15 protein-coding genes are annotated in these 21,989 nt (G+C 59.8%); 10 read left to right on the forward strand and 5 right to left on the reverse strand.

Going from position 1 to position 21,989, the window contains the following annotated elements:
• Nucleotides 1–155 precede the first annotated feature (155 nt).
• The 7 genes from clpB to H9S92_RS01025 all read left to right on the forward strand — a co-directional run bounded on the left by clpB (nt 156) and on the right by H9S92_RS01025 (nt 8,333).
• A complete protein-coding gene (clpB, locus tag H9S92_RS00995) occupies nt 156–2,789 on the forward strand; it encodes an ATP-dependent chaperone ClpB (RefSeq protein WP_187464865.1) in 2,634 nt (877 codons plus the stop codon).
• Nucleotides 2,790–2,869: 80 nt separating this feature from the next.
• Complete coding sequence (locus tag H9S92_RS01000; protein ID WP_187464866.1) at nt 2,870–3,115, forward strand: hypothetical protein; 246 nt, start codon at nt 2,870–2,872, stop codon at nt 3,113–3,115.
• 37 nt (nt 3,116–3,152) lie between these two features.
• Nucleotides 3,153–3,719, forward strand: coding sequence for a UbiX family flavin prenyltransferase (locus H9S92_RS01005; RefSeq protein ID WP_187464867.1), 567 nt, complete (start codon nt 3,153–3,155; stop codon nt 3,717–3,719).
• A 309-nt stretch (nt 3,720–4,028) separates the two neighbouring features.
• Entirely contained in the window at nt 4,029–4,385 is a 357-nt protein-coding gene (locus H9S92_RS01010; protein ID WP_187464868.1) for a hypothetical protein, read from the forward strand.
• 198 nt (nt 4,386–4,583) lie between these two features.
• Nucleotides 4,584–5,003, forward strand: coding sequence for a hypothetical protein (locus H9S92_RS01015; protein ID WP_187464869.1), 420 nt, complete (start codon nt 4,584–4,586; stop codon nt 5,001–5,003).
• A 338-nt stretch (nt 5,004–5,341) separates the two neighbouring features.
• A complete protein-coding gene (locus H9S92_RS01020) occupies nt 5,342–6,943 on the forward strand; it encodes an NAD(P)/FAD-dependent oxidoreductase (protein ID WP_187464870.1) in 1,602 nt (533 codons plus the stop codon).
• The gene (locus tag H9S92_RS01025; RefSeq protein WP_187464871.1) at nt 6,936–8,333 is read left to right on the forward strand and encodes a glycosyltransferase 87 family protein; all 1,398 of its coding nucleotides are present in this window, start codon (nt 6,936–6,938) and stop codon (nt 8,331–8,333) included. The genes H9S92_RS01020 and H9S92_RS01025 overlap by 8 nt, the downstream gene beginning before the upstream one ends.
• Before the next feature lie 291 nt (nt 8,334–8,624).
• On the opposite strand, the gene H9S92_RS01030 is transcribed toward H9S92_RS01025, so the two are convergent.
• Entirely contained in the window at nt 8,625–12,797 is a 4,173-nt protein-coding gene (locus H9S92_RS01030; RefSeq protein WP_187464872.1) for a hybrid sensor histidine kinase/response regulator transcription factor, read from the reverse strand.
• 201 nt (nt 12,798–12,998) lie between these two features.
• Between H9S92_RS01030 and H9S92_RS01035 the strand changes: the two genes are divergently transcribed.
• Together H9S92_RS01035 and H9S92_RS01040 are read left to right on the forward strand one after the other, a co-directional pair.
• Nucleotides 12,999–13,406 (forward strand): thiol-disulfide oxidoreductase DCC family protein, encoded by a 408-nt coding sequence (locus tag H9S92_RS01035; protein WP_187464873.1) that lies wholly within the window; start codon nt 12,999–13,001, stop codon nt 13,404–13,406.
• A gap of 78 nt (nt 13,407–13,484) precedes the next feature.
• On the forward strand, nt 13,485–14,753 hold the full coding sequence (locus H9S92_RS01040) for a LamG-like jellyroll fold domain-containing protein (RefSeq protein ID WP_187464874.1): 1,269 nt from the start codon (nt 13,485–13,487) through the stop codon (nt 14,751–14,753).
• A 98-nt stretch (nt 14,754–14,851) separates the two neighbouring features.
• Here H9S92_RS01040 and H9S92_RS01045 read toward each other — a convergent pair whose 3' ends face one another.
• The 3 genes from H9S92_RS01045 to H9S92_RS01055 all read right to left on the reverse strand — a co-directional run bounded on the left by H9S92_RS01045 (nt 14,852) and on the right by H9S92_RS01055 (nt 18,244).
• Nucleotides 14,852–16,210, reverse strand: a complete 1,359-nt coding sequence (locus H9S92_RS01045) for a Gfo/Idh/MocA family protein (RefSeq protein ID WP_187464875.1) — start codon at nt 16,208–16,210, stop codon at nt 14,852–14,854.
• 195 nt (nt 16,211–16,405) lie between these two features.
• Nucleotides 16,406–17,167 (reverse strand): hypothetical protein, encoded by a 762-nt coding sequence (locus tag H9S92_RS01050; protein WP_187464876.1) that lies wholly within the window; start codon nt 17,165–17,167, stop codon nt 16,406–16,408.
• A 75-nt stretch (nt 17,168–17,242) separates the two neighbouring features.
• A complete protein-coding gene (locus H9S92_RS01055; RefSeq protein WP_187464877.1) occupies nt 17,243–18,244 on the reverse strand; it encodes a CotH family protein in 1,002 nt (333 codons plus the stop codon).
• Nucleotides 18,245–18,693: 449 nt separating this feature from the next.
• Between H9S92_RS01055 and H9S92_RS01060 the strand changes: the two genes are divergently transcribed.
• Nucleotides 18,694–20,016 (forward strand): GntP family permease, encoded by a 1,323-nt coding sequence (locus tag H9S92_RS01060; RefSeq protein WP_187464878.1) that lies wholly within the window; start codon nt 18,694–18,696, stop codon nt 20,014–20,016.
• Here the strand turns inward: H9S92_RS01060 and H9S92_RS01065 are convergent, their stop codons facing one another.
• Nucleotides 20,017–21,891 (reverse strand): CocE/NonD family hydrolase, encoded by a 1,875-nt coding sequence (locus tag H9S92_RS01065; RefSeq protein ID WP_187464879.1) that lies wholly within the window; start codon nt 21,889–21,891, stop codon nt 20,017–20,019.
• Nucleotides 21,892–21,989 lie beyond the last annotated feature (98 nt).

Consider the following 21,989-nt stretch of genomic DNA (forward strand, 5'->3'; position numbering starts at 1 on the left):
CGCGAACACCTGACTATTTTTCCGATACGTTGCCCGGGAACGCGCTTTGCACGTTAAGGTCGGGCCGCCTTCGCATCCAAATTGCTCCTAAGGCTGTTTTTCAGGTGGTGCTAATCCATTAACAATCACCGGTTTAGGCCGGAACAACATAAGCTATGAATTTCAATAACTTCACCATCAAAAGCCAGGAAGCCCTGCAACGGGCCGGAGAAATTGCCCTGGGTAACGGGCAGCAGAGCATCGAGCCCGGGCACTTGCTGAAGGCGGTTTTTGAGATCGACGAAAACGTAACGCCCTTCCTCTTTAAGAAGATGGGCGCCAACCTCCAGGCCGTCCGGCAGGCGACCGACAGCATCGTGGCGGGCTATCCCAAAGTGAGCGGTGGCCAGCAAAGCCTCAGCCGTCCGGCGGCCGAGCTGGTGCAGCACGCCAGCGTTATCGCCAAGGATCTGGGCGACGAATACGTATCTCTGGAACATCTCCTCCTGGCCGCGCTGAAGGTCAATGACGTCAGTACCCAGGTGCTGCGCGACGCCGGCGTAAGCGAAAAAGTCCTGAAAAAAGCCATCGCAGAACTGCGGCAGGGGAAGAAAGTCACTTCCAACTCCGCCGAAAACCAGTACAATTCCCTCGAAAAGTACGCCGTGAACCTCAATGAGCGCGCCCGCAGCGGCAAGCTCGACCCCGTCATTGGCCGCGACGAAGAAATCCGCCGCGTCCTCCACATCCTGGCCCGTCGCAGCAAGAACAACCCCATCCTCATCGGCGAGCCCGGTGTAGGTAAAACCGCGATCGTGGAAGGTTTGGCCCACCGGATCGTCAATGGCGATGTCCCCGAAGACCTCCGGGAAAAAGACATCTACAGCCTCGATATGGGGGCGCTCATTGCCGGTGCGAAGTACCAGGGCGAATTCGAAGAGCGGCTCAAGGCCGTCATCAATGAAGTCACCCAGGCCGAGGGACAGATATTCCTGTTCATCGACGAAATCCACACCCTCGTAGGCGCGGGCAAAGGACAAGGCGCCATGGACGCAGCCAACATCCTCAAGCCCGCCCTGGCCCGCGGTGAACTGCGCGCCATCGGGGCCACCACCCTCGCCGAATACCAGAAATACTTCGAAACCGATAAGGCCCTCGAACGCCGCTTCCAGCAGGTAACCGTGGATGAGCCCAACGAAGAAGACGCCATCTCCATCCTCCGCGGCCTCAAGGAACGCTACGAAACCCACCATAAGATCAACATCCTGGACGAAGCCGTAGTGGCCGCCGTACAGCTTTCCCAACGCTACATCCCCGACCGCTTTTTGCCCGATAAGGCCATTGACCTGATCGACGAAGCCGCCGCCGGCCTCCGCATGGAAATGAACTCCATGCCCGCCGAACTTGACGAAGTAGAACGCAAAATCCGCCAGCTCGAAATCGAACGCGAAGCCGTCAAACGCGAAAACGACGCGACCAAACTCGACCGCATCGCCAGCGACCTGGCCAACCTCGAAGAGCGCCGCAACGCCTTCCGCGCCCAGTGGGAAACGGAACGGGAAGTGGTCCTCGGCATCCAGCAAACGAAGGAACGCATCGAGCAGCTCAAGACCGAAGCCAAGCAATCCGAGCGCAGCGGAGACTTCAGCCGCGTTGCCGAAATCCGCTACGGACTCATCCCCGAAATGGAGCAGGAACTCGCCACCTACAACGAGCGCCTTACGACCATGCAGACCAACGCCAAAATGCTGGTCAAAGAGGAAGTCGACGCTGAAGACATCGCCGAAATTGTGGCGCGGTGGACGGGCATCCCCGTCACCCGCATGCTTCAGAGCGAACGCGAAAAGCTCCTCAAGCTCGAAGAAGAACTTCACCTGCGCGTCATTGGCCAGGACGAAGCCGTTGAGGCCGTCGCCGACGCCATCCGCCTGAGCCGTACCGGCCTGAGTAACCAGGACCGGCCCATCGGCAGTTTCCTCTTTCTCGGCACTACCGGCGTCGGGAAAACGGAGCTGGCCAAAGCCCTGGCGGAATACCTGTTCAATGACGCCGACATGATGACGCGCATCGACATGAGCGAGTACCAGGAACGCCACGCCGTCAGCCGGCTCGTTGGTGCGCCTCCCGGCTACGTCGGCTACGATGAAGGCGGGCAGCTCACCGAAGCCGTGCGGCGCAAGCCCTACTCCGTGGTCTTGCTAGATGAGATTGAAAAAGCCCACCCCGACGTCTTTAACATCCTGCTGCAGGTGCTCGACGAAGGCCGCCTGACCGACAACAAAGGCCGCGTGGCGAACTTCCGCAACACCATTGTGGTGATGACGTCCAACATCGGCTCCGACCTCATCCGCGAAAACTTCAGCCGGATTGCCGGAAACAACGAAGACGATATTGTTGACGAGACCAAAGACGCCCTCTTTGCGCTGCTCAAGCAAACGGTACGCCCGGAATTCCTCAACCGCATTGACGACGTAGTCATGTTCCGCCCCCTGACCCAGAAAAACATCCGGGGCATTGTGGAGCTACAGCTCAACGAGCTGCGGGAGCAGCTGACCGAGCAGGACATTGTCTTAACCGTCGCGCCCGAGGCCATGGATTGGCTGGCGGCCGAAGGCTACAGCCCCGAATTCGGTGCCCGCCCCCTCAAGCGGGTGATCAAAAAGCAGGTCTTGCGGCAACTCTCCAAGCAGATGCTGGAGGGCAGCGTGAAGGCGGGCAGCCAGCTGGTGCTGGATGTATTCGATGGCCTGGTGGTGTTCCGCAAGGCCCGGGAGAATGAGCGCGTGGCAGAGCTCGCGCAAAAGATTTAATGGGTGTATTAGTGAGGGTATCAGCGGCCGGGAGTTTTCACGGCCGCTTTTTTTAAACACGAAAATGTTACCTTACTGGTATGTTTGAAATAATTGGGATCCTCGTTGTTGAGCTACTGGCCATCCTCCTTTCTGAATGGATCTTTGGAGGGCTTTTCAATTTTATCCAAGGCGTTGGCCTGAGAATTTACAGTCTGTTTGACGGAACGGGCAAAATATCTATTGCGGAATTAAGGGTAAAGCATGACGACAAAATCCTACCATGGTTTCTTGGCTTCCTAGTTTTCGGGACGACGATTTACCTATTGCTTACTTCATTGCTATAAATCGACAACCAATAGAGCCACGCTTCGTTCCCTATCCATGCAAAAGCACAAAATCGTCGTAGCCATCGGCGGCAGCAGCGGCAGCATCTACGCCAAATTATTGCTCGACCGCCTGGTGGAACTGCGCGGGCAATGGCAGGCCGTAGGGGTGGTCTTGACGGACAACGGCCGCTACAACTGGGAACTGGAGCTGGGCAAATTTGACCCGGCGGCGTACCCCTTTGATTTCTACGCCAAGCGGGATTTTCGGGCGCCCTTTGCGTCAGGCTCGGCCAGGTATGGTACGATGATCGTTTGCCCGTGCAGCATGGGCCTGCTGGCGCGGATGGCCACGGGCGTGAGCGAAGACCTGATTACGCGGGCGGCCGACGTCGTACTCAAGGAGCGCCGCCGCCTCATCGTCGTGCCCCGCGAAACGCCGCTGAGCCTGATCCACCTGCGCAACATGACGGCGCTCACCGAAGCCGGCGGCATCATCTGCCCGGCAATCCCCAGCTTCTACGGCGGGGCGGAAACGAAGGAGGAAATTGCCCGCACGGTGGTGGACCGGGTTCTCGACCTGGCCGGCCTGGAGCTGGATTCCTACCGCTGGGGAGAAGAATAAGGTGGGCGCGGCCGCAGGTGCTGAGCCAGGATAAGGAGCGAGGGACGGAAGAGCTAGCGCAGCAACCTGGTTGAGGGTATCCCCACCCGAATGTCCACGTTTCGGGTGGGGACACCCTCCGCCGGGTTTATTCTGTAACACCCCCACCTTAATTCGTCGACACTCTGGGTTAATTCATCGGAATCCGCAGCGGAGGATGCAACTTCAGGAGGAACTTCATCGTCGTTTACGATAACAGCCATTCACCCACCGTACGGCGCTGTTACTCGTTTTTTTTCACCTGATCCGTGCGGCCAAATAACCCAAACCATGAAAACCTTTTTCCTCGCTTCTTTTGCTTTCCTGCTCTTTGCTTTTGCCGCCCCCCTGGCGGCGGCCGATGGCAACGAGCCCCTCATCGTCCGTAGCCAAATGTCGGAAAGTGGCCTCGAGCTGATCGTTGCCAACCTCGAACAGGCCTTCACTACGGTCTCGCTCGAAAACCTCGATACCGAAGAGAGCGTTTTCTACGACCGCATCAAGAACCACAATGGCTACAGTTACAATTTCCAGCTGGATGCCCTGCCCAAGGGCCGCTACCTCCTCAAGGTCACGAAAGACAAAACCGTCCGCCAGCAAGTCATAGTCATCGCCAAGAACGGGGTGATGTGCAGCGACTGGAAGTAAGCCTACAACACACCGTAGATATTTTGTCAGCGCCGGCGGAGAGTCCTCTCCGCCGGCGCTTAACGTACAACACCCGGCGGAGCTGTGGCGTTATGAATCATGCCAGGCAAGCCGGCCGGGTTTGCACACTTCCCCCCCGGTCCGCTTCCCGCCTCCAACTGGAATCTTCCCTATCCACCGCATTGAATCAACACTAACATGCGTTATCTGCTTTCCGTCGCCCTGCTGGGCATCGCCGCCGTGGCCTTTGCACAGGACCCTGCGGACATCTTCCACAAAACCGTCGACCTCGACTCCATCAACGTCGTCAATCTGGATGTGTACGAGTACGACCAGTACGAAGTCCGGCAGTGGCCGGGCGACGACATCCTGATCGAAACCAGCGTCAAGATCAACAACGGCAAGCCCCACATTCTGAAGTTTTTCCTGGAGCAAAAGCGCTGGGACCTGAAAGAAGAAGTGGCCGGCGACCGGCTTTCGCTGGTGAGCCGGGATAAGGTCCGCCGCGTTGTCCAGGGCACCCAGGGCACGACCTCCGAAACCGTCAACATCGTGGTGTACATCCCCCAGGAATTCACCGCTGCGGGCAGCAACGTTTACCAGCGTAGCACGAAGTAGACCGGGTTATTGGGCGGGCTCTGCTCGCTGGTCATTCCCCGGCATCCTGCGTCCGCGCCCTATCCTTAGCAAACGTCAGGTTGGGGGCGTACAACGTAGATATTCATTGATTTTCAGCTGCTTAGAACGCAATGGTTTTTAAGTTCGGTAGTGGAACGTATTGTCCACGACAAAACTACAGTACTACAAAACTACCGAACTACAGTACTGCCTTCTGAAGACCAATTAGTTGTGATTATTGCCTTAACCTTACGTTAAGCAATATATTTGCCTTCCTCAGTCCGCTATTCTGGCGGGAAGTTCATTTCCCGTGGATAAGCGCGTACTTTTGTCTTTCCATGGCAAAATCGTTGGAAATCAAGGTTGCCCCGGCTGATCTTCACAACGAAGCGGCCCTGCGCCAGGCGCTCATCCGCCAGGGGGGACTGGCCCCGGCCAGCGTCGGTGAAGTGCGCGTAGTGCGGCGCAGCATTGATGCCCGCAGCAGCCGCCCCCATTTTCTTTTGCGCGTAGACGTGGCTGCCCCCGGCGAGACTTTTACGCCTGAGGCCCCCTACCTGGAAAGCCTGGGCGAGGTGGCCGAAGCCCCGGCGGTGGCCATCATCGGCTGCGGTCCGGCGGGGATGTTTGCGGCGCTCGAACTGATCGAGCTGGGCCTTCGGCCCATCATCATTGAGCGGGGCAAAGACGTGCAGGAGCGCCGCCGCAGCCTGCGTGCCATTCAGCAATTTGGGGAAGTCGACCCCAATTCCAACTATTGCTTCGGCGAAGGGGGAGCCGGGACCTACTCCGACGGTAAGCTCTACACCCGCAGCCTTAAGCGCGGCAATTACCAAAAGGCCCTCCAATTGCTCGTCGAGCACGGTGCCCAGCCGGATATCCTCATTGACGCCCACCCCCACATCGGTTCCAATAAGCTGCCCAAGGTGGTGGCCAATATGCGCGAAACCATCGTTGCCCACGGCGGCGAGGTGCGCTTCGGCCACCGGGTGATTGACCTGGAGCGCGACGCCCAAGACCTCCGGGCCCTGGTCATTGCAACGGAAAATGGCGAAACCTACCGCCTAAGCGCCACGGCCTACATTTTCGCCACGGGACACTCCGCCCGCGACATTTACCACCTGCTCCACCGCCACGGGGTGCGGATGGAGGCCAAGCCCTTTGCCCTCGGCGTGCGCATCGAGCATCCCCAGCCGCTGATTGATGAGATCCAGTACGGCCAACGCGAGCGCGAGGAAAACCTGCCCGCCAGCAGCTATAAACTCGTCACCCAGGTCCAGGAACGTGGGGTCTTCAGTTTCTGTATGTGTCCTGGCGGACTGGTAGTGCCCGCCGCAACGGCACCCGGCGAGATTGTCGTCAACGGCATGAGCCTGAGCCGGCGCGATAGCCCCTACGCCAACTCCGGTACCGTCGTGGCCGTAGAGATGGAAGACCTGCTGCCCTACGCCAGTCACGGCATTTTTGCAGGCCTGGCTTTCCAGCAGGCCGTCGAACAGGCCATGTTTGTGGCGGGCGACGGCACCCAGCGCGCACCCGCCAGCCGCCTGACGGATTTTGCCCGGCAGAAACTTTCCCACGACCTGCCCGCCACCAGCTACATCCCCGGCCTTTTTCCGGCCCCGCTCCACGAACTCTTGCCCGCCGGCATCTACACCCGCCTGCAGGAAGGCGTAAAAGACTTCGGCCGCAAAATGAGGGGTTACTTCACCGCCGAAGCCAACGTCATTGGCACCGAAAGCAGGACGTCCAGTCCGGTCCGGATCCCCCGCGACCGCAGCACTTACCAGCATCCCGAGCTGCCCAGCCTCTACCCCTGCGGAGAAGGCGCGGGCTACGCGGGGGGCATCCTCAGTGCGGCCATGGACGGCCAAAACGTGGCCCGTGCCGTAGCCGCCAGCGTTGCGGCCCAGCCTTCGGCAAAGCACAAGCATGAATAAGGCAAAGCCGATCCTCGCCGCTGCGGCACTTTCCCTGGGGGTGCTTTACCTCGGTTTTGGGGTAGATCGCCGCGATTTTTGGTCGCTTTTTCTGGCCTTCGCCCTGGCATTCAGCGCTTATTTGGCGCTGCTCTACCGCCCGGCTGCTGAACGGCTTCCTTGGCTGATTGGTCTCGGCATTGTGCTCCGGGTGGCCCTGGTGTTTGCCTTTCCACGGTTGAGCGACGATGTGTACCGCTTCATCTGGGATGGCAGTTTGGTAGCCAGCGGGCACAACCCCTTTGCCCACCTGCCCGCGCACTATCTGCTGCCGGAGAACAGCGTGGCGGGGCTGACGCCAGAGCTTTTTGCCTTGCTCAATTCACCGGAATACTACACGATCTACCCGCCGGTGGCCCAGGGTGTGTTCACGCTGGCGGCCTGGCTGAGCCCGGGCAGCTGGTACGGTGCGGCGGTGGTGATGAAGCTGTTTTTGCTGGCTTGTGAGCTGGGTACGCTCTGGGTTTTCTGGCGGCTTTTACAAGGGGGCGCTAAAACGCAGGTGCTGGCATCCGTTCCCCCGGGGGAAGAGCAAGGGAAGTCGGACAAGACGCCCTGGCCTCCCACCAACTTGCTGCTTTACTGGCTGAATCCCCTCATCCTGATTGAAATTATGGGGAACCTGCACTTCGAAGGGGCTATGGTTTTCTTCCTCTTGCTGGCTTATTATTTGTTGCGGCAGCACCGTTGGGTGGCCGCAGCGGCGGGCATGGCGGCCTCGGTGGCGAGTAAGCTTTTGCCGCTGTTGCTGCTGCCGTATTTGATCCGGCGACTGTGGGGACGGCCCTTCTGGGTTTTTTCGGTGGCTTTTGGCGGGGCTTGTCTGCTCTTTTTTGCGCCGATGTTGCTCGCGGGCTTTCCGGCCGGCTTTGGGGATAGCCTGGATTTGTACTTCCGCAAGTTTGAGTTCAATGCGAGCCTTTACTACCTGGCGCGCGCCTACGGATACTACGAAATTGGCTGGAACCAGATTGCCCGCTTCGGTCCGCTACTGGCCAAGGCGGCTGCGGCGGGCATCCTCTTGCTGGCCCTGCTCGACCGGCGCCGGGATTGGAATACCCTGCCGGCGGGCTGGCTGATGGCTTTCGTCCTCTACCTGCTGTGTGCCACCACCGTTCATCCCTGGTACCTGAGTGTACCCATTGCCCTGTGTTGCTTCACGCGGTGGCGCTTCCCCCTGCTCTGGTCTTTCCTCATTATGCTCACCTACACCAACTACGTAACGGTGCCCTACGCCGAGAACCTTTGGCTGGTGGGCGTGGAGTACGTAGCAGTAGCAGTATTTGCGGGAGCCGAATGGTGGCGCTACAGCGTAAAAAACGCTAAAGCAGGAAGGCGTGAAAGTGACTAGTCTCCTCCACCCCTTCCTAACCATTAGAGTGTTGTTCGCCACAAATATCCTCCCATTAACTCCCCGACTGTGCCCCCAAACCGGCCAAATGCAAGCCCCAAAGCGGACAAATCACCGTCTATCCACCCCTGAACCAGCGGAAAGAACCGCCAATATCCCGTTCAGAGGCGGGTAGGTTCCCGGAACTGGCCGAGCGTTCCCCAACGCTTTTCAGGGTCTTGATCTGTTTGGCCCAAAGTTGCATTGCCGGGCTCAGGAGAGCGTATGCACGTGCTTTTGACGAGGCGGCCATCAATTTTTTTCTACCGCGTTGCTTTCCCTGGCCAGTGCGTTGAGGTATTCGGTGGGCGATACGCCAAAGCGATCGCGGAACCTGGTGGCGAAGTAGCTCGTCTTTTGAAAGCCGATGGCTTCGGCCAGGGCCGGGGGGGTGGGCGGCTGGCGCTGTTCCAGCAGGCGCCGGGCCTCGAGCAGGCGGAGTTCCAGCATAAACTTGTTGGTACTCAGGCCCGTCGCGGCCTTGATGCGACGGCTTAAGTTGCGGGTACTCATAAAGGCGGCGGCGGCGAGGGCTTCGTTGCCGAAGTCGGGATCCTGCAAATTGGCCTGGACGATCGCTTTGATCTCTTCCAGCCAGGTGGCTTCGTCGGTAGAAATGGCAAAGGAGGGCGCTTCGACGGGGTCCGGGGTGCTGTTGAGGTTTTTGCGGCGGACTGCGGCGTTGCGGAGCAGGTTAGCGATGCGCAGGCGGAGTTCCTTGCCGTTGAAGGGCTTGAGGATGTAGTCGTCTACCCCTATGCGGAGGGCCCGCAGGCGGTCTTCGGTACTGGCGCGGGCGGAGAGTACGATGACGGGCAGGCTGGCGTAGGTGGGGTGGGCTTTGAGTTGTTCCAGGAGTTCCATTCCGTCCATTTCGGGCATCATCAGGTCGGTGATGATGAGGTCGGGTAGGGAAGCGGCCGGGCAATTGAGGCGTTCGAGGGCTTCGCGCCCGTTGCTGGCGGTAAGGACGGAAAAGTCGGACATCAGGATGTCGACGAGATGTTCCCGCAGGCCGGGATGGTCTTCTACCACCAGGATGGTACGTTGGCCATTGCCGGCTGGGCTGCTGGGTGGGTGGACTTCCACTGCGTTATTTACCGTTCCCGGCACCTGCGGCAGCGCCCCCTCGGTGGTCGTGGCGGACGATTGCCGCTCTCCGGGTCGCGCCCCACGGGGCAATGCCCGTTCTGCTACTGCGGCGGGGATTTCCAGCACAAAGGTACTCCCCTGGCCCAGGGTGCTGCGGGCGATGAGGGTGCCCCCCATTAGGTCGGCAAACGATTTGCAAATGGCCAGGCCAATACCCGTTCCCCCTTCGGCACTGGTGGCGGCGTGGCGCGCCTGGTAGTAGCGCTCGAAAACGTGGGGGAGATCCAGGGGATGAATGCCCCGTCCGGTATCCGTAACCACGACCCGGAGGTGCTGGTCGTGGTAGACGGCCCGCAAGGTCGCCCTTCCGCCACGCGGGGTGAAGCGGACGGCATTGGCCAGGAGGTTGCGTATAATGGTCTCCAGTTTGCTGGCGTCGGTCAACAAGTTTAAATCCTCGGGAAAGTGGTAGGTATCGGCTACGCTTACCCCCACTTGCTGGGCGTAAGACACAAACTCTTCCACAATGCGCTGCAAAAGCGGGCGGACGGCGGTGGGCCTGGATTCTAAAATCATTTGCTCGTTATCGAGCTTGGAAAGGTCGAGGATGCCGTTGACGAGGCGCAAAAGTTGTTGGGCCTGTTCCTTGGCCCTTTGCAGTCGTCGTTGGCTCGGTTCGGGCAATGTGGCTTGTTCCAGTTCCTGTTGGAGGGGGTCAAGAAGCAAAGTGAGTGGGGTGCGCAGCTCGTGGCTGGCGTTCGCGAAAAACTGGGATTTCAGATCGTCGAGGCGCCGAAGTTCCGCCGCCTGTTGGCTGATGATTTGCTTATCGGCTTCAATCTGCCGGGTGCGCTCGGCTACCAGATAGCGCAGGCGGGCACTCTGGTAGGAAGTGACCAGGTAAATGATGCCGATGATGGCCATCAGAATACCCAAAATGAACCAGAGCCTTAAATAGAAAGGGGCAATTACCCGCAGTGGAATGGTCATTTCCTGCAGCAGCCGCCCCGCCATGTCTTGGGCGACGATGCGCAACTGATAATGCTGATAGGGGAGCCCCTCCAGCAGGATGCCGTTGCTGCCCACGGGAATAGGGTGTTCTTGCCAGCCGATCACCTGGCTGGTGATGAGGTAGGGAACGGGGGACAGGTCTGGCGAAACCAAGGTAAGACGGGTGCCTAAATCGGCAGGGTATATGGTTATGGACCCGCTTGCGATCAGGTCGGCCATCCGGTTAAATGCTGCGCCGTCTTCGCTGCGGCGCTGTAGCAAGTCGAGCAGGCGCAGGTAGTCTGGCCCGGGTGCGAGTTGTTGTTTGGCGTGAAAATGACGGGGGTTAAAGTAGGTGATGCCGGTGTTTCCCCCGAAGTACAGGTTTCCGTTGGGGTGGCGGTAGTGCGAAATGCGGTTGAACTCAGCATCCACTGTTCCGTCATCGGGGCCGTAGTGGAAGGCAAATTCGGAGTCCTTGTGAAACTGGACGATCCCGTTTTCGGAAGGAATCCAGAGATAACCTAGTGAATCTTCGTAGGCGGCGTGGAGTACCATTGAAGGAAAGCCGTTGCGGGTGGTGTAGGTCCGGGTAGGTACTGCGCCTTCGGGATGCCAGCGTAGGAGGCCGGCATCGCCGGTAGCCAGCCAGAAAACACCCTCCGCGTCGATGTGGCAGTGATGGACGTTGGTGGCGGGAAGGTGAAAGTTGCCCTCGGCCCGGTCGTGATAATGCCCCAGAAATTCACCCCCGGCGTCAAAGCAGTACAGACCGGTAGAAGCACTCATCCACACCCGTTGCTGCTCATCTTCGGTAAAGGCATAGATGAAGATGGGCTGGCGCACCCGCCTTTGGTCATAATGAATGCGGCGGACATCGCCCGAAACAGCGTTCACCGCAAAAACGTCTCCCGAAAGCGTTGCGCACCAGATGGTTTGCGTGTGCTTTTGCTCCCACAGCGCCCAGAGCTGAAAGTTGACCAAAGTATCGGCGAAAAACAGGTCAACTGAATCCAGGTTCCCCCCCCGAAAGCGCCGCAGGAAAGGACGGGAGAAATTAGAAGATTGCTGTACGTTGTAGGGCAGTCCCGTCCAGATGTCTCCGGAAGCTGCTCTGAATACCGCGTGGTTGTGCGGGGTGACAACGTTGGGCGCTGCCACGGGTAAATCGCGGGCGTAAGACCCCGTTTCGATGCCCGCCCAAAGGCGACCAGTAGTATCGAAGCTGATCCCCCGGTGGGCGTGGCCGGGAATACCCGTCCGGCTGAAAAAGTCGCGCTTGAGACGGAGGTGGGAAAAGCCATCCTGGCCATTGGTGGCCAACAAATTCCCACTGCGATCGGCCCGCACGAAAGGGGGCAACTGCAATCCGGGGAACTCCGCCAGGGTGCCTTCCCCTACCCGCATCAGCAGGGTAACCTCCCCGAGCTGTATCCAGTAATGGTCTTGCCGCTCGTCGAAAAAGCGGAGCTGGGCCGAATCGGGAAGCTCCGGGAAGAGTTCTTGCAGCGAAAAAGTGCTGGCGCCCAGGTCGGGGCCATAGCGGATGTACCGCCAGTTGGGGGTAGTTTCTTTAGGCGTATGGAAGGAAACCAGCCAGCTTTTACCCGTCCAGTACATATAAGGTTGGCCCACCGTGAACGGGGAAGGGAGAGACCACGGAGTGGGTTCCTCACTTGCCAGGGAGATGGCTTTGCCCGTCAGGTCGTAGCCTTTCCAGGTGCGTTCCCGCTCGTTTCTGACGTGGCCCTGCGAAATGCAGAAGCCAGTACCAGCCAGGGGGATGACCCGCACCAGATTCTCCAGGGGCTCGGGCAATTGGACGACGGAGTAATTGTCCTGCCGTCGGTAATGAACGAAGTAGCCCCGTTCACTGACGAAGAGCAGGCTTCGATCAGGCATTTGGGCGTAGACCTTGCAGCCTTCCAGGGCGGCGCGGAGTTGCGCTGGAAGGTAGGTTTCCGCCGGGACGGTCTTTTCCCGAAAGGCGTCAAAGAGGGTGAAGGTAAAGGAATTGTAGTAGGCCGTGTAGCGGGTGCCGTTGAGGCCGTTGAGCATCCAGATCAAACCATCGGGGTCTTCCATTACGTGCCCGATATTGTTGCTGTGCAAGCCGTGTTCTTCCTTGGTGTACACCCTGAACTGGTTGCCGTCGAAGCGGTTGACCCCGAAGCGGGTGGTGAGCCAGAGCAGGCCACGGCTGTCTTCGAAGATATTGCTGACGGCATTGTGGGAAAGGCCGTCCTCCGCCGTGTAGTGGTCAGCTTGCAAACGGTAACCCTGGCCGTAGGCGCAAAGCCCGAAGCCCAGGAAGAGCAGTAAGAGGAAAAGCTTTTCTGACAATGGCCGTACGACTATTTTCACCACCCAACGGGAGCTGGGGGTGGAAAGATGAATTCACCACTTCTATAGCCAGAAAACGAAAAAACAAGTTCAGCTGCAAAGGACAAAAATAGCATTTTCCCCGGTTTTTCCTAGTGTGCTTCCCCTGTGGACGAAAGGCTCGTGGCCCAACCTTCCCCCGCCTGCATTGTTTTCAGGGTTATGGCAGCAGCATCTCCCGTCCTTTTTTTCGATGGCCTCTGTAATTTGTGCAACGGGGCCGTCCAGTGGTTCCTCCTCAATGACCGGGAGGGGAATCTCCGTTTTGCCAGTTTGCAGTCGGAACTGGCCCAGGAATTGCTCCCGGCCGCCGGGGTGGACCCTACGGCCCTCAGCAGCCTGGTCCTTTACGACAATGGCGTGGCGTACACGGAAAGCGACGGGGCGCTTCGCGCTACAGCCCTCCTCGGTGGCGTGTACCGACCCCTCGCCAGGTTCCTGCGATTCTTTCCCCGGGTGCTGCGGGACGCCGTTTATCGTCTCATTGCCGCAAACCGCTACCGCTGGTTTGGCAAACGCGAAGCCTGCCTGCTGCCCCGCCCGGAATGGAAGGCCCGCTTCCTTGGTTAAAGGCAATGATTGAACGCGCTGCGGCGTTGAAACAAACGGTGGCCATCACCCTACCTTTGCGGCCCAAAAAATCGGTTTATGCGCGTTTTTATCTTCCCTTGTCTACTCCTGGTCCTGAGCTTTTTGGGCATCTTCCCCGGCGGAGCGACTGCCCAGACCATGCCAACGGAACTCAACCTGGTGGCCCGCTACACCTTCGATGGCAACTTTGGGGATGCCACCGGAGACAGTGCCAACAATGGCGTGCCCAGCGGCGTGCCGGAATTTGCCTGCGGCATCAATGGCTCCGCCCTCGCCCTGAACAGTGGCAACGACTTCGTGCGGATCCCCGGCGGCAACAGCAACAACGTCAACCGTCGCTTCGAATCCGAAGACTTTACCCTTAGTTTCTACTTTAAATCCATCGGTACCAACGGCACCCAGTACCTGGTGTCCAAACGGGATACCAACTGCAATAACCTTCAGTTCATCGCCATCCGCTACGCTCCCCTTACGCGTACCATCTCCGCGGTGCTGCGGCAAAACAATCAGGAAGCCCGCGTTGATCACCGCATCACCAACGCCGCCTGCTGGCAACACGTGGTCTTGCTGCGGGAAGGCAACAGCGTACGCCTTTTCCTGAACGCCCGGGAAGTTGGCGAGGCACGAACCTCGAGCCGCGTTGACGTTGACAACACCGGCGACTTCCTCATCGGCTCCACCAACTGCCGTACCCCGGGAGAGACGCCCTTCGATGGCCTCATCGACGAAATGCGCATCTACAGCCGCGCCCTCCGCGACGCAGAAGTGGAAGGCCTCTACGAACGGCCCGACCGCATCGTCAACACCACGCGCCGCCTCTTTCTCGGGGAATCGGTCGATATCGAACTCAACAGCGCCTGTGGTGTGGGCTACGACTGGCTGCCCCGGGCCGGGGTAGATGACCCTTCGGCGGCCGAGCCCACCATCACCCCGGTGGCGGCAGGTCGGCAAGCTTACCGCGTCCGCATCCAGGACGCCGAAAGCAATTGCACGGCCATTGATAGCATCGTCTTACAGGTCATTGACCCCGCCCTGCTGGATTGCTCCCAGATCTTCCTGCCCAAGGCCTTTACCCCCAATGGCATCGGACCAACGGAAAACGAAACCTTCGGCATTTCCAACCCCTTCGCCATCTCCGAGCTCGTCAGCTTTGAAATCTACGACCGCTACGGCGCCCAGATGTTTCAAACGACCGACGCCTTCGCCCGTTGGGACGGCACCTTCAAGGGTTCCCCCGTTCACCCCGGCGTGGCCGTCTGGCGCGTCGTCTACCGCTGCCAGGGCAATGAGTTCGTGGAAAGTGGTAGTGTGATGGTTATGCGGTAGCGGTGGTTAGTTCATAGTTCATAGTTTACTAGTTACCAGTAAACTACCACACTACTGAACTACTAGACTATTGAACTATGAACTACTAGACTACTGAACTAATACCCTCCCGTAGCAAAATCCGCCGCCCGGTCCATCCATTTGCCGTTGGTAAAATCGGGAAAAGCTTGCAGGGTGCCTCCCTGGGCTACCGATTGCTCGGAGAGGGGGGTGATCGCCAGCCAGGTGGCCGCATCGTAGACGTCAATGGGCGCTACGGCATTGGCTTTGGCGGCTTCGACGAAGGCGTTGACGAGGAAGAAGTCCATCCCCCCGTGTCCGGCCCCTTCGGCCCGGTCGGCCATGCGCTGCCACAGCGGGTGGTCGTATTTTTCCAGGAAAGGCGCGGCCGCAGCCCAGCGGTGGGCCTCGGTGGTACCTTCAAGGTGAAGGGACTGGTTGACGTCCATCCACAGGCCCTTCGTCCCCTGCACCCTAAAGCCGAGGCTGTAGGGCCGGGGCAGGTTGGTGTCGTGGTGGAGGACTACCGTTTCGCCGTTGACGGTGGATAGTAGGGTGGTTACCTTGTCGCCGAGCTTAAATTCTACTTTGGCATTGGGGTGGCTGGGGCCACCTTTGGGGTGGTTGACGATGTATTCGTGCAGGCCCCGGGCCTTACTGGCCATCGAGGTGAGGCCCACAAAACGGTTGCCCCGGTTGATGTTGATGTAGTTGGCCACCGGCCCGACGCCGTGGGTGGGGTAGAGGTCGCCGTTGCGGAGGACGGAATGGGCGGTGCGCCAGCGGGCCTCGTGGAAGGCCTTGGGACCAAACTCCACACCCCCGCCGTAGGCCTCCACGCCGTCGTTAAATTTAACGTTGCGCAGGTCGTGCTGATAGCCCCCTTCGAGGTGGAGCAACTCGCCGAAAAGTCCCTGGCGGACCATATTGAGTACCGCCATCACGTCGCGGCGGTAACAGACGTTTTCCAGGAAGAAGAGTTGGCTGCCGGTGGCCTCGTGGGTGCGCACCAGTTCCCAGCACTCGTCCAGGGAAAAAGCCCCGCACACTTCCACGCCCACGTAGCGGCCTTTGCGCATGGCGGCCACCGCCATCGGGGTGTGCCAGCGCCAGGGAGTGGCAATCATGACGGCATCCAGATCTTCGGTCTCCAGCAGGCGGAGGTAATCTTCCGGTCCTTGGTCGTAAACGACGGGCGCGGGCGCACCCGCTTTCGCAAACAGTTCTTTCGTCATCCCGATCATACGCTGGTCGATGTCCGCGATCGCCGTTACAACGCAGTCGTCGCGGCGCAGCAGCAGGTCCAGGTGCGATTGCCCGCGGAAGCCCGTACCCAGCACCGCCACGCGCAGTTTTTCCAGCGAACGGCCAGTAGTAGCAGGGGCGCTGAACGCAGGTGCAGTGGAAAGTACCGCAGGTGCAGCGAGGGAAGACTGAAGGAATTGACGTCGGCGCATGGTGGTCTGACTTTAGGAAAGCTCCGTAAAAAGTGAGTGGTTTTGAGCGCCTAAACTACAAACTCCCCGAATAATCCCGGCTGTAGGATGCCCCCACCCGAACCCTCCCTTGCTCCTTATCTTAGCTCCCCCCTTCGGGGGGCCGGGGGGGAGCACCTGCGCCCGCGCCCCACCTGAAATACGGCACCGCAAAAATCAGCCCTGGCTGCTGGCAATCAATTTCCGGCCCCACACGAGCACCTGAACGCCGTAAACGCATAGCCACAGCAGCAGCACCGTATAGGAAAGCGCCTGGATGCCCGCGTACCAGGCCAGGCCGCGGAGGTCTGCCCAGTAGTATTTGTAAGCCAGGAAATCGGCGGACGAGAGAATGGCGTAGGCCAGGATGAAGAGTAAGCAGCCTTTGAGCAATTTGCGGAGGTACCACATGTGGCGCGGCAAACTCCGCCGCTGCAATTGCCGCCGCTTGCGCCGCAGGTAGAGGTAGCTGAACAAGACGTAAAGGGGCCAGCCAGCCAGGAAGAGGAGCTGCTCCAGGCTCCCGTAAAAAGGGTTGTAAAAGGATCTGCCCGTAGCGTGGCGCAGTGCCGGGAAGCACCAGATGGACACAAAATACAGCGTTTGCCCAATGGGCAAAACCAGGTGCTTGAGGTCGGTCCAACGGAACCGGTAGCGGGGGAAGAGGCTGATTTTGACGTGGCTGAACAGCAGCACCGGCAGCCAGAGACTGAAGTAGATGGGCAGAAAACGCAAAGGTGGATAGCGCAACAGCCAGCCGCTGAAGTCGAGCAAAAAGTGCAGCTGGGTAAGCCCGCCGAGCACCAGCAGGGTGCCGTAGAGCCGGTTGGCACGCCGCTCGCCCGACTGCTTGAGGAAGAACAAGCCACCAATGCCAATGGCCGCGAGCAGGGTCGCGGCCATCAGAACAACAGGAATGATTTTGGGAAGTGCGGGCATGCCGCTAAGGTAAGCGTCTTGGCGGGGTCAGTGGGAGGCAAAAAGTCATACGGCGGGCAGCAGGCGGAGGGGCCTTTACTTGGCCGTGTAGAAAGCGTCGGAGGCCAGTTCCTTGTAGAAACCTTTGAGGTAGCGGGTGATTTCGCGCTTGCTCTCGGCGCTCAAGCCGTCAAAGTCTTCCACCTGCTGGAGCAGGGTGTCTTTGAGGGAGACGAAGTAGGCGACGCTGCCGCTGAAGTCGGGGGCCGTGTCGTATTCCCAGATCAGCGTCCGGTCGGTCACCTTCGTTTCGTTGTAGTGAGCAAAGCCATTGGCGTAGGTGGCGTTGACGAGGCCGCTGTAGTCGAAGTCGTAAGGAACGGCGGTATAGGTGCCGTTGGCGTTTTCGAGCAACTTCAGGTTGCGGACCATCCGGTTGGAGAAGTCGCTGTTGCCGATCATGAACTGGAACAGGGCCAGGGTTTCGGCGTTGGTGATTTTCTCGGCGGGCAGGGCGTAGCAGGATTTGCAGTTGTCGGTGTCAAGGCGGTTTTGCAGTTCGTCGTTGTCTTCGATGAGGATGCCGTAGCTGGTGGTGCTGCTGCCGTCAACGGTGTTAACGTAGGTGACGGTAAGCAGCTTGGTGCGGTAGCTGGCGTTGGGGGCAACGGTCTGGTAAAGCTCGTAGGCCAGTTTTTCGCGCAGGAGGGCATCCTGCCCAGCGGCATCGCCGGTGCAGTGGGTAACGAGTTTGAAGTCGTTGTGGGTGTTGAGTCCGGCAGCACGCAGGCCATCCTTAGCAAACTTGAGTTCCAGGGGAGGCATCACGCAGGTCCGGCGGCGGAAGCGTCCGCGCACGGCGGCTTCCAACTCCAGTTCTTCGCCGTTGTGGATAACGGTGGCGGCAAAGAAGTTTTCCGTTTTGCGGTTGGCCTCGAGGGTATCGAAGTTGACGCGGAAGGTGATGTGGGTGCTGCTCTCGGTCAGCCACTGATCAAAGAGGCTGGGGCCTGCTTTTGCGCCGCCCCCGTCTTGATCGGCAAAAACAGCGCAGCTGAAAAGAATGCTGAAAACGAGGGTAAAGAAGAAACGCGTCATGATCGGAATATTGGCTGGGTCTGGTTTAAGAGACTTGGTATTTAGTTATGGGTTGCACGGGTTGCCTTTGCTTTCCGTGCTTTGATGACACAAATATCGGGGGGTGTTTCAGTCGCCGAAAATTTGTTCGAGCCCTCCTAGGTTTCCATCGACGAATGCTAGTAAAATCCGACGAACGGCCTGGTGACTTTCCTGATTTTCAACGTCTCACCCCGCTGGGCTTCGGCGAGCGCACTCCACTTCGGTGGTGGGGCTGGCCTCTCTTGCCCTCTCCCATGCCAAAAGCGTGCCCGAAATTTATGTAGCTGATAATCAGCGGTAAACAATTGCAATAAAAGCAGCAAGTGACCGCTTTCGGACATCCCCTGCCCGCTAACGGACGGCACGGCAGCGGAAAAACCCGGCCGCAGGCCCTACCTTGGCGAAAGCGGACCAAACGACTAATGCCCATGCTTTCCGGACTTCCTCTCTTGCTGGCCCTTGCGGCGGCGATCCTGTTCCTCATTGTGGCGGGGAGTCGTTTTGGCTGGCATCCTTTTTTTGCCCTGTTCGTGGCTGCGGTGGGCTTGGGGCTGGCCATCGGCTTTGATTTGCCGCAAGTGATCGCGCTGCTGAAGGAGGGTTTTGGCGGGCTCGTCGGAGGGGTAGGCTTGCTCATTGTGCTGGGCAGCATCATCGGGGTGGCGCTGGAGCGCTCGGGAGCTGCCCGCCGGATTGCGGATTTGCTCATTGGTGGCGGCGGCCGCCTGGGCCTGCGGCTCGTCGTATTGGGGGCGGTCATTTCCGTGCCGGTTTTTTGCGATAGTGGCTTCATCATTCTGGCCGGTTTGTTGCCTGCCCTGGCGCTGCGGGCGGGGACGAAACTGGCACCGCTGGCACTGAGCCTGGCCGGTGGACTTTACCTGACCCATACCCTCATCCCGCCCACCCCGGGCCCACTGGCCGCCGCCGCCAACCTGGGGGCGACGGACTACATCGGCACCATCATGGGCCTCGGCCTGGTCGTTAGCCTGCCTGCCTTGTTCGTCGTCTGGAAGTCCGCCGCCTGGCTGGGTGCCCGCATTCCGGCCCGCCCGCCCGCAGCAGCGGAAATTCTTCTGGAGGCCACCCCGGGCCTACTCCCCAGCTTGCTGCCCCTGCTTACGCCCATGGTCCTCATTGCGCTGGGCTCGGTCTTGCAGCTTACTACGGAGCCGGGGGGATTGGCCGACTACCTCCGCTGGTGCTGCGAGCCAACGGTAGCTTTAGCGCTGGGCTGCATCCCCGCGTTGCTGTTGCCCTCGGCTACCCCCAAGACGGAATGGATAAAGGACGGACTGAACCTGGCGGGCCCCATCCTCATCATCACCGGCCTGGGCGGTGCCTTCGGGGCCATCCTGAAAGCTTCGTCCTTGGCCGCCGACGTCGCGGCCTGGGTAGGCGAGGCCGCGCTATCCGGCAGCGCCCTCCTCGGCCTGGGCTTTGCGATTGCCGCCCTGCTCAAAACGGCCCAGGGCTCCAGTACGGGCGCACTGGTCATCGCCTCCGGCATCGTCGCTCCGCTGCTGCCGCTGGCGGGCTTCAGCTCGGCCACCGACCTGGCCCTCCTCACCCTGGCCATCGGCGGCGGGGCCATGACGGTGAGCCACGCCAACGACTCTTACTTCTGGGTCGTTTCCCGCTTTTCGGGCATTGAGGTGGCCGACGCCTACCGCAGCTATACGCCCCTGACGGCGGTGATGGGGTTCACCGTCTTAGTCACCGTCTTGCTGCTGGGCCTGGTGCTGCGCTGATCAACGCAGCAACGGCAGCCGGACGGCACTGGGGTATGCCACGCTGTGGTGGACCTTGTTTTTGGCCACCACGCCCTCTTTTTCGTCGTAGTTCTTCCCACCCGTATTCAGGTTGCGCTCGAAGCGCGGGAAGTTGGAACTGGAAACCTCGATGCGGATGGAATGGCCCGGCTGGAAGTAGTTGCTCGTGGACATGGGCGTAAGTTCCACCTTATAGACCTTGTCTTTTTCCATGAACACTTCCCGGTCGTAGCCCTCGCGGTAGCGGACGCGCTGGATGGTTTCGTCGAGGTTGTAGGCCGTGCCGTCGGGGTACACATCGATGAGCTTCACGGTGAAGTCGGTGTCTTTGGCATCGGAGCTGACGTAGAGCGTGGTCTCGATGAAGCCGGAAAGTTCGACGCCCTCGGCGAAGGGCTCGGTGGTGTAGACGAGGATGTCGTTACGGTTTTCCATTACGCGCTGGTCGAAGGAGCCGCCTTTTACGGCGTTGCCGGTGCAGCAGACGTTGCCGCCGTAGCTCGGTACGGGGTCCATGGGGTCGTAAACGAAGGCATCGGGCTGGTCTTTGGCGGGGGCCTTGGTTACGAGGCGGCCGTTGCCGTGGCGGGTGTTGGCGCGGCCGTCGGAGTCCAGGTAGTAGGTCGTCATCACCGCAGCGGGCGGGGGCCAGGCGGTGCTGGTTTGCCAGACATTGCTCCCCATGGTATAGAATTGCACCTGCGGCAGCGCCTTTATTTTGCTGCTTTCGGTGCCTTTGAGGTGCTTATCAAACCAGCCGTAGATGAGTTCGTCGTAGTCCAGGCGGGCATCCCCCACGTTGCGTTCGCCGACTACGGTGTTGGCCGTAGCGCGGGTGTAGGCGCAGTGCAGGGTGGGGGCGATGACCAGGTGCTGCTGCTCGCGCACGGCCGGGCTGGTAGCGTTCTGGCGGACGTGGTTGAACAGGGCCAGGTTGGGACTGATGGAGACGTCGTACCAGCTCGTGAACCAGAAGGTGGGCACGTTGAAAGGCATATCATCGTGGTAAAGCCCGCCCTGGTACCACTTCGGGTCGTTGGGTTGGCGGGTGATCATCTCCTCGTAAATGCCCTGGGGGCCGTGCTGGGTGCGGATGATGTCCTGAACGGGCAGGGTGCGGAGGCCTTCGGCCCAGTCGACGCTGGGGTATTCGGGAGACATATCGTAAAAGCGTTGCAGGCGCAGGAGGTCTTCGCGGCTGGTGCCGGCGGCCAGGCGCGGGCGCTGCGGGTCGTGCTGCACGGAGTAGAGCCAGGCGGTGAAGAGCATCTGTTGGGCGCCGCCGCGGTACCAGTTGCCTTGCTCCATGTACTTGCCAATGCGGCCCACGCCCGCGCCGTAGCCCATGGGCACCATGGCCTTCAGGGCGGGGTGGCCCAGGCTGGCCACGGCCATTTGCCACTCGGCGGTAGAACTGCAGCCGTAGAGGCCGATGTTGCCATTGCTCCATCTTTGTTCGGCCAGCCAGGTGAAGGCGTCGTAGCCGTCGGTGAGGGGCACCCCGAGGATGTCCCACTCCCCTTCACTGTAGTAGCGGCCGCGTTCGTTTTGTTCCACGTAGGCGTAGCCGCGCACTACCGCCTCGTAGGCCCGCTCGTAGGTGCGGGTGCGCTCTTCGCCGTCTACCCAGGCGTTCATCTGGTAAGGAGTACGGCTCAGGATGATGGGCACCCTGGCGTCGGTTTTGGGGCGGTAAATGTCCGTACACAAGCGCACGCCGTCGCGCATCGTCACCATGTTTTTCTGCTCAATGTGGGCCACCTGGGCCAGTTTCAGGTAAGCAGCCGATGATTGGGCGCTGCCGCAGGTGCAGTGCAAAAGGACCAGTAAGAGCAAGGAAAGGCGAAAAGACATAGTGTACATTATCGTTGGACAGTCGGGAAAGCCAGTAAGGTACACCAAGTTTTATTTTAGGGTCAGGTTGGGGAGTTGTAACGTAGCTGTTTGCTGAT

Origin of the sequence: Neolewinella lacunae, from assembly GCF_014349155.1 — a bacterium.
Lineage (GTDB): Bacteria > Bacteroidota > Bacteroidia > Chitinophagales > Saprospiraceae > Neolewinella > Neolewinella lacunae.

What these genes read in the sequence shown, in the direction of transcription:
- clpB (WP_187464865.1), top strand. Translation starts at nt 156, where the DNA reads ATGAATTTCAATAACTTCACCATCAAAAGCCAGGAAGCCCTGCAACGG.
- H9S92_RS01000 (WP_187464866.1), top strand. Translation starts at nt 2,870, where the DNA reads ATGTTTGAAATAATTGGGATCCTCGTTGTTGAGCTACTGGCCATCCTC.
- H9S92_RS01005 (WP_187464867.1), top strand. Translation starts at nt 3,153, where the DNA reads ATGCAAAAGCACAAAATCGTCGTAGCCATCGGCGGCAGCAGCGGCAGC.
- H9S92_RS01010 (WP_187464868.1), top strand. Translation starts at nt 4,029, where the DNA reads ATGAAAACCTTTTTCCTCGCTTCTTTTGCTTTCCTGCTCTTTGCTTTT.
- H9S92_RS01015 (WP_187464869.1), top strand. Translation starts at nt 4,584, where the DNA reads ATGCGTTATCTGCTTTCCGTCGCCCTGCTGGGCATCGCCGCCGTGGCC.
- H9S92_RS01020 (WP_187464870.1), top strand. Translation starts at nt 5,342, where the DNA reads ATGGCAAAATCGTTGGAAATCAAGGTTGCCCCGGCTGATCTTCACAAC.
- H9S92_RS01025 (WP_187464871.1), top strand. Translation starts at nt 6,936, where the DNA reads ATGAATAAGGCAAAGCCGATCCTCGCCGCTGCGGCACTTTCCCTGGGG.
- H9S92_RS01035 (WP_187464873.1), top strand. Translation starts at nt 12,999, where the DNA reads ATGGCAGCAGCATCTCCCGTCCTTTTTTTCGATGGCCTCTGTAATTTG.
- H9S92_RS01040 (WP_187464874.1), top strand. Translation starts at nt 13,485, where the DNA reads ATGCGCGTTTTTATCTTCCCTTGTCTACTCCTGGTCCTGAGCTTTTTG.
- H9S92_RS01045 (WP_187464875.1), bottom strand. Translation starts at nt 16,210, where the DNA reads ATGCGCCGACGTCAATTCCTTCAGTCTTCCCTCGCTGCACCTGCGGTA.
- H9S92_RS01050 (WP_187464876.1), bottom strand. Translation starts at nt 17,167, where the DNA reads ATGCCCGCACTTCCCAAAATCATTCCTGTTGTTCTGATGGCCGCGACC.
- H9S92_RS01055 (WP_187464877.1), bottom strand. Translation starts at nt 18,244, where the DNA reads ATGACGCGTTTCTTCTTTACCCTCGTTTTCAGCATTCTTTTCAGCTGC.
- H9S92_RS01060 (WP_187464878.1), top strand. Translation starts at nt 18,694, where the DNA reads ATGCTTTCCGGACTTCCTCTCTTGCTGGCCCTTGCGGCGGCGATCCTG.
- H9S92_RS01065 (WP_187464879.1), bottom strand. Translation starts at nt 21,891, where the DNA reads ATGTCTTTTCGCCTTTCCTTGCTCTTACTGGTCCTTTTGCACTGCACC.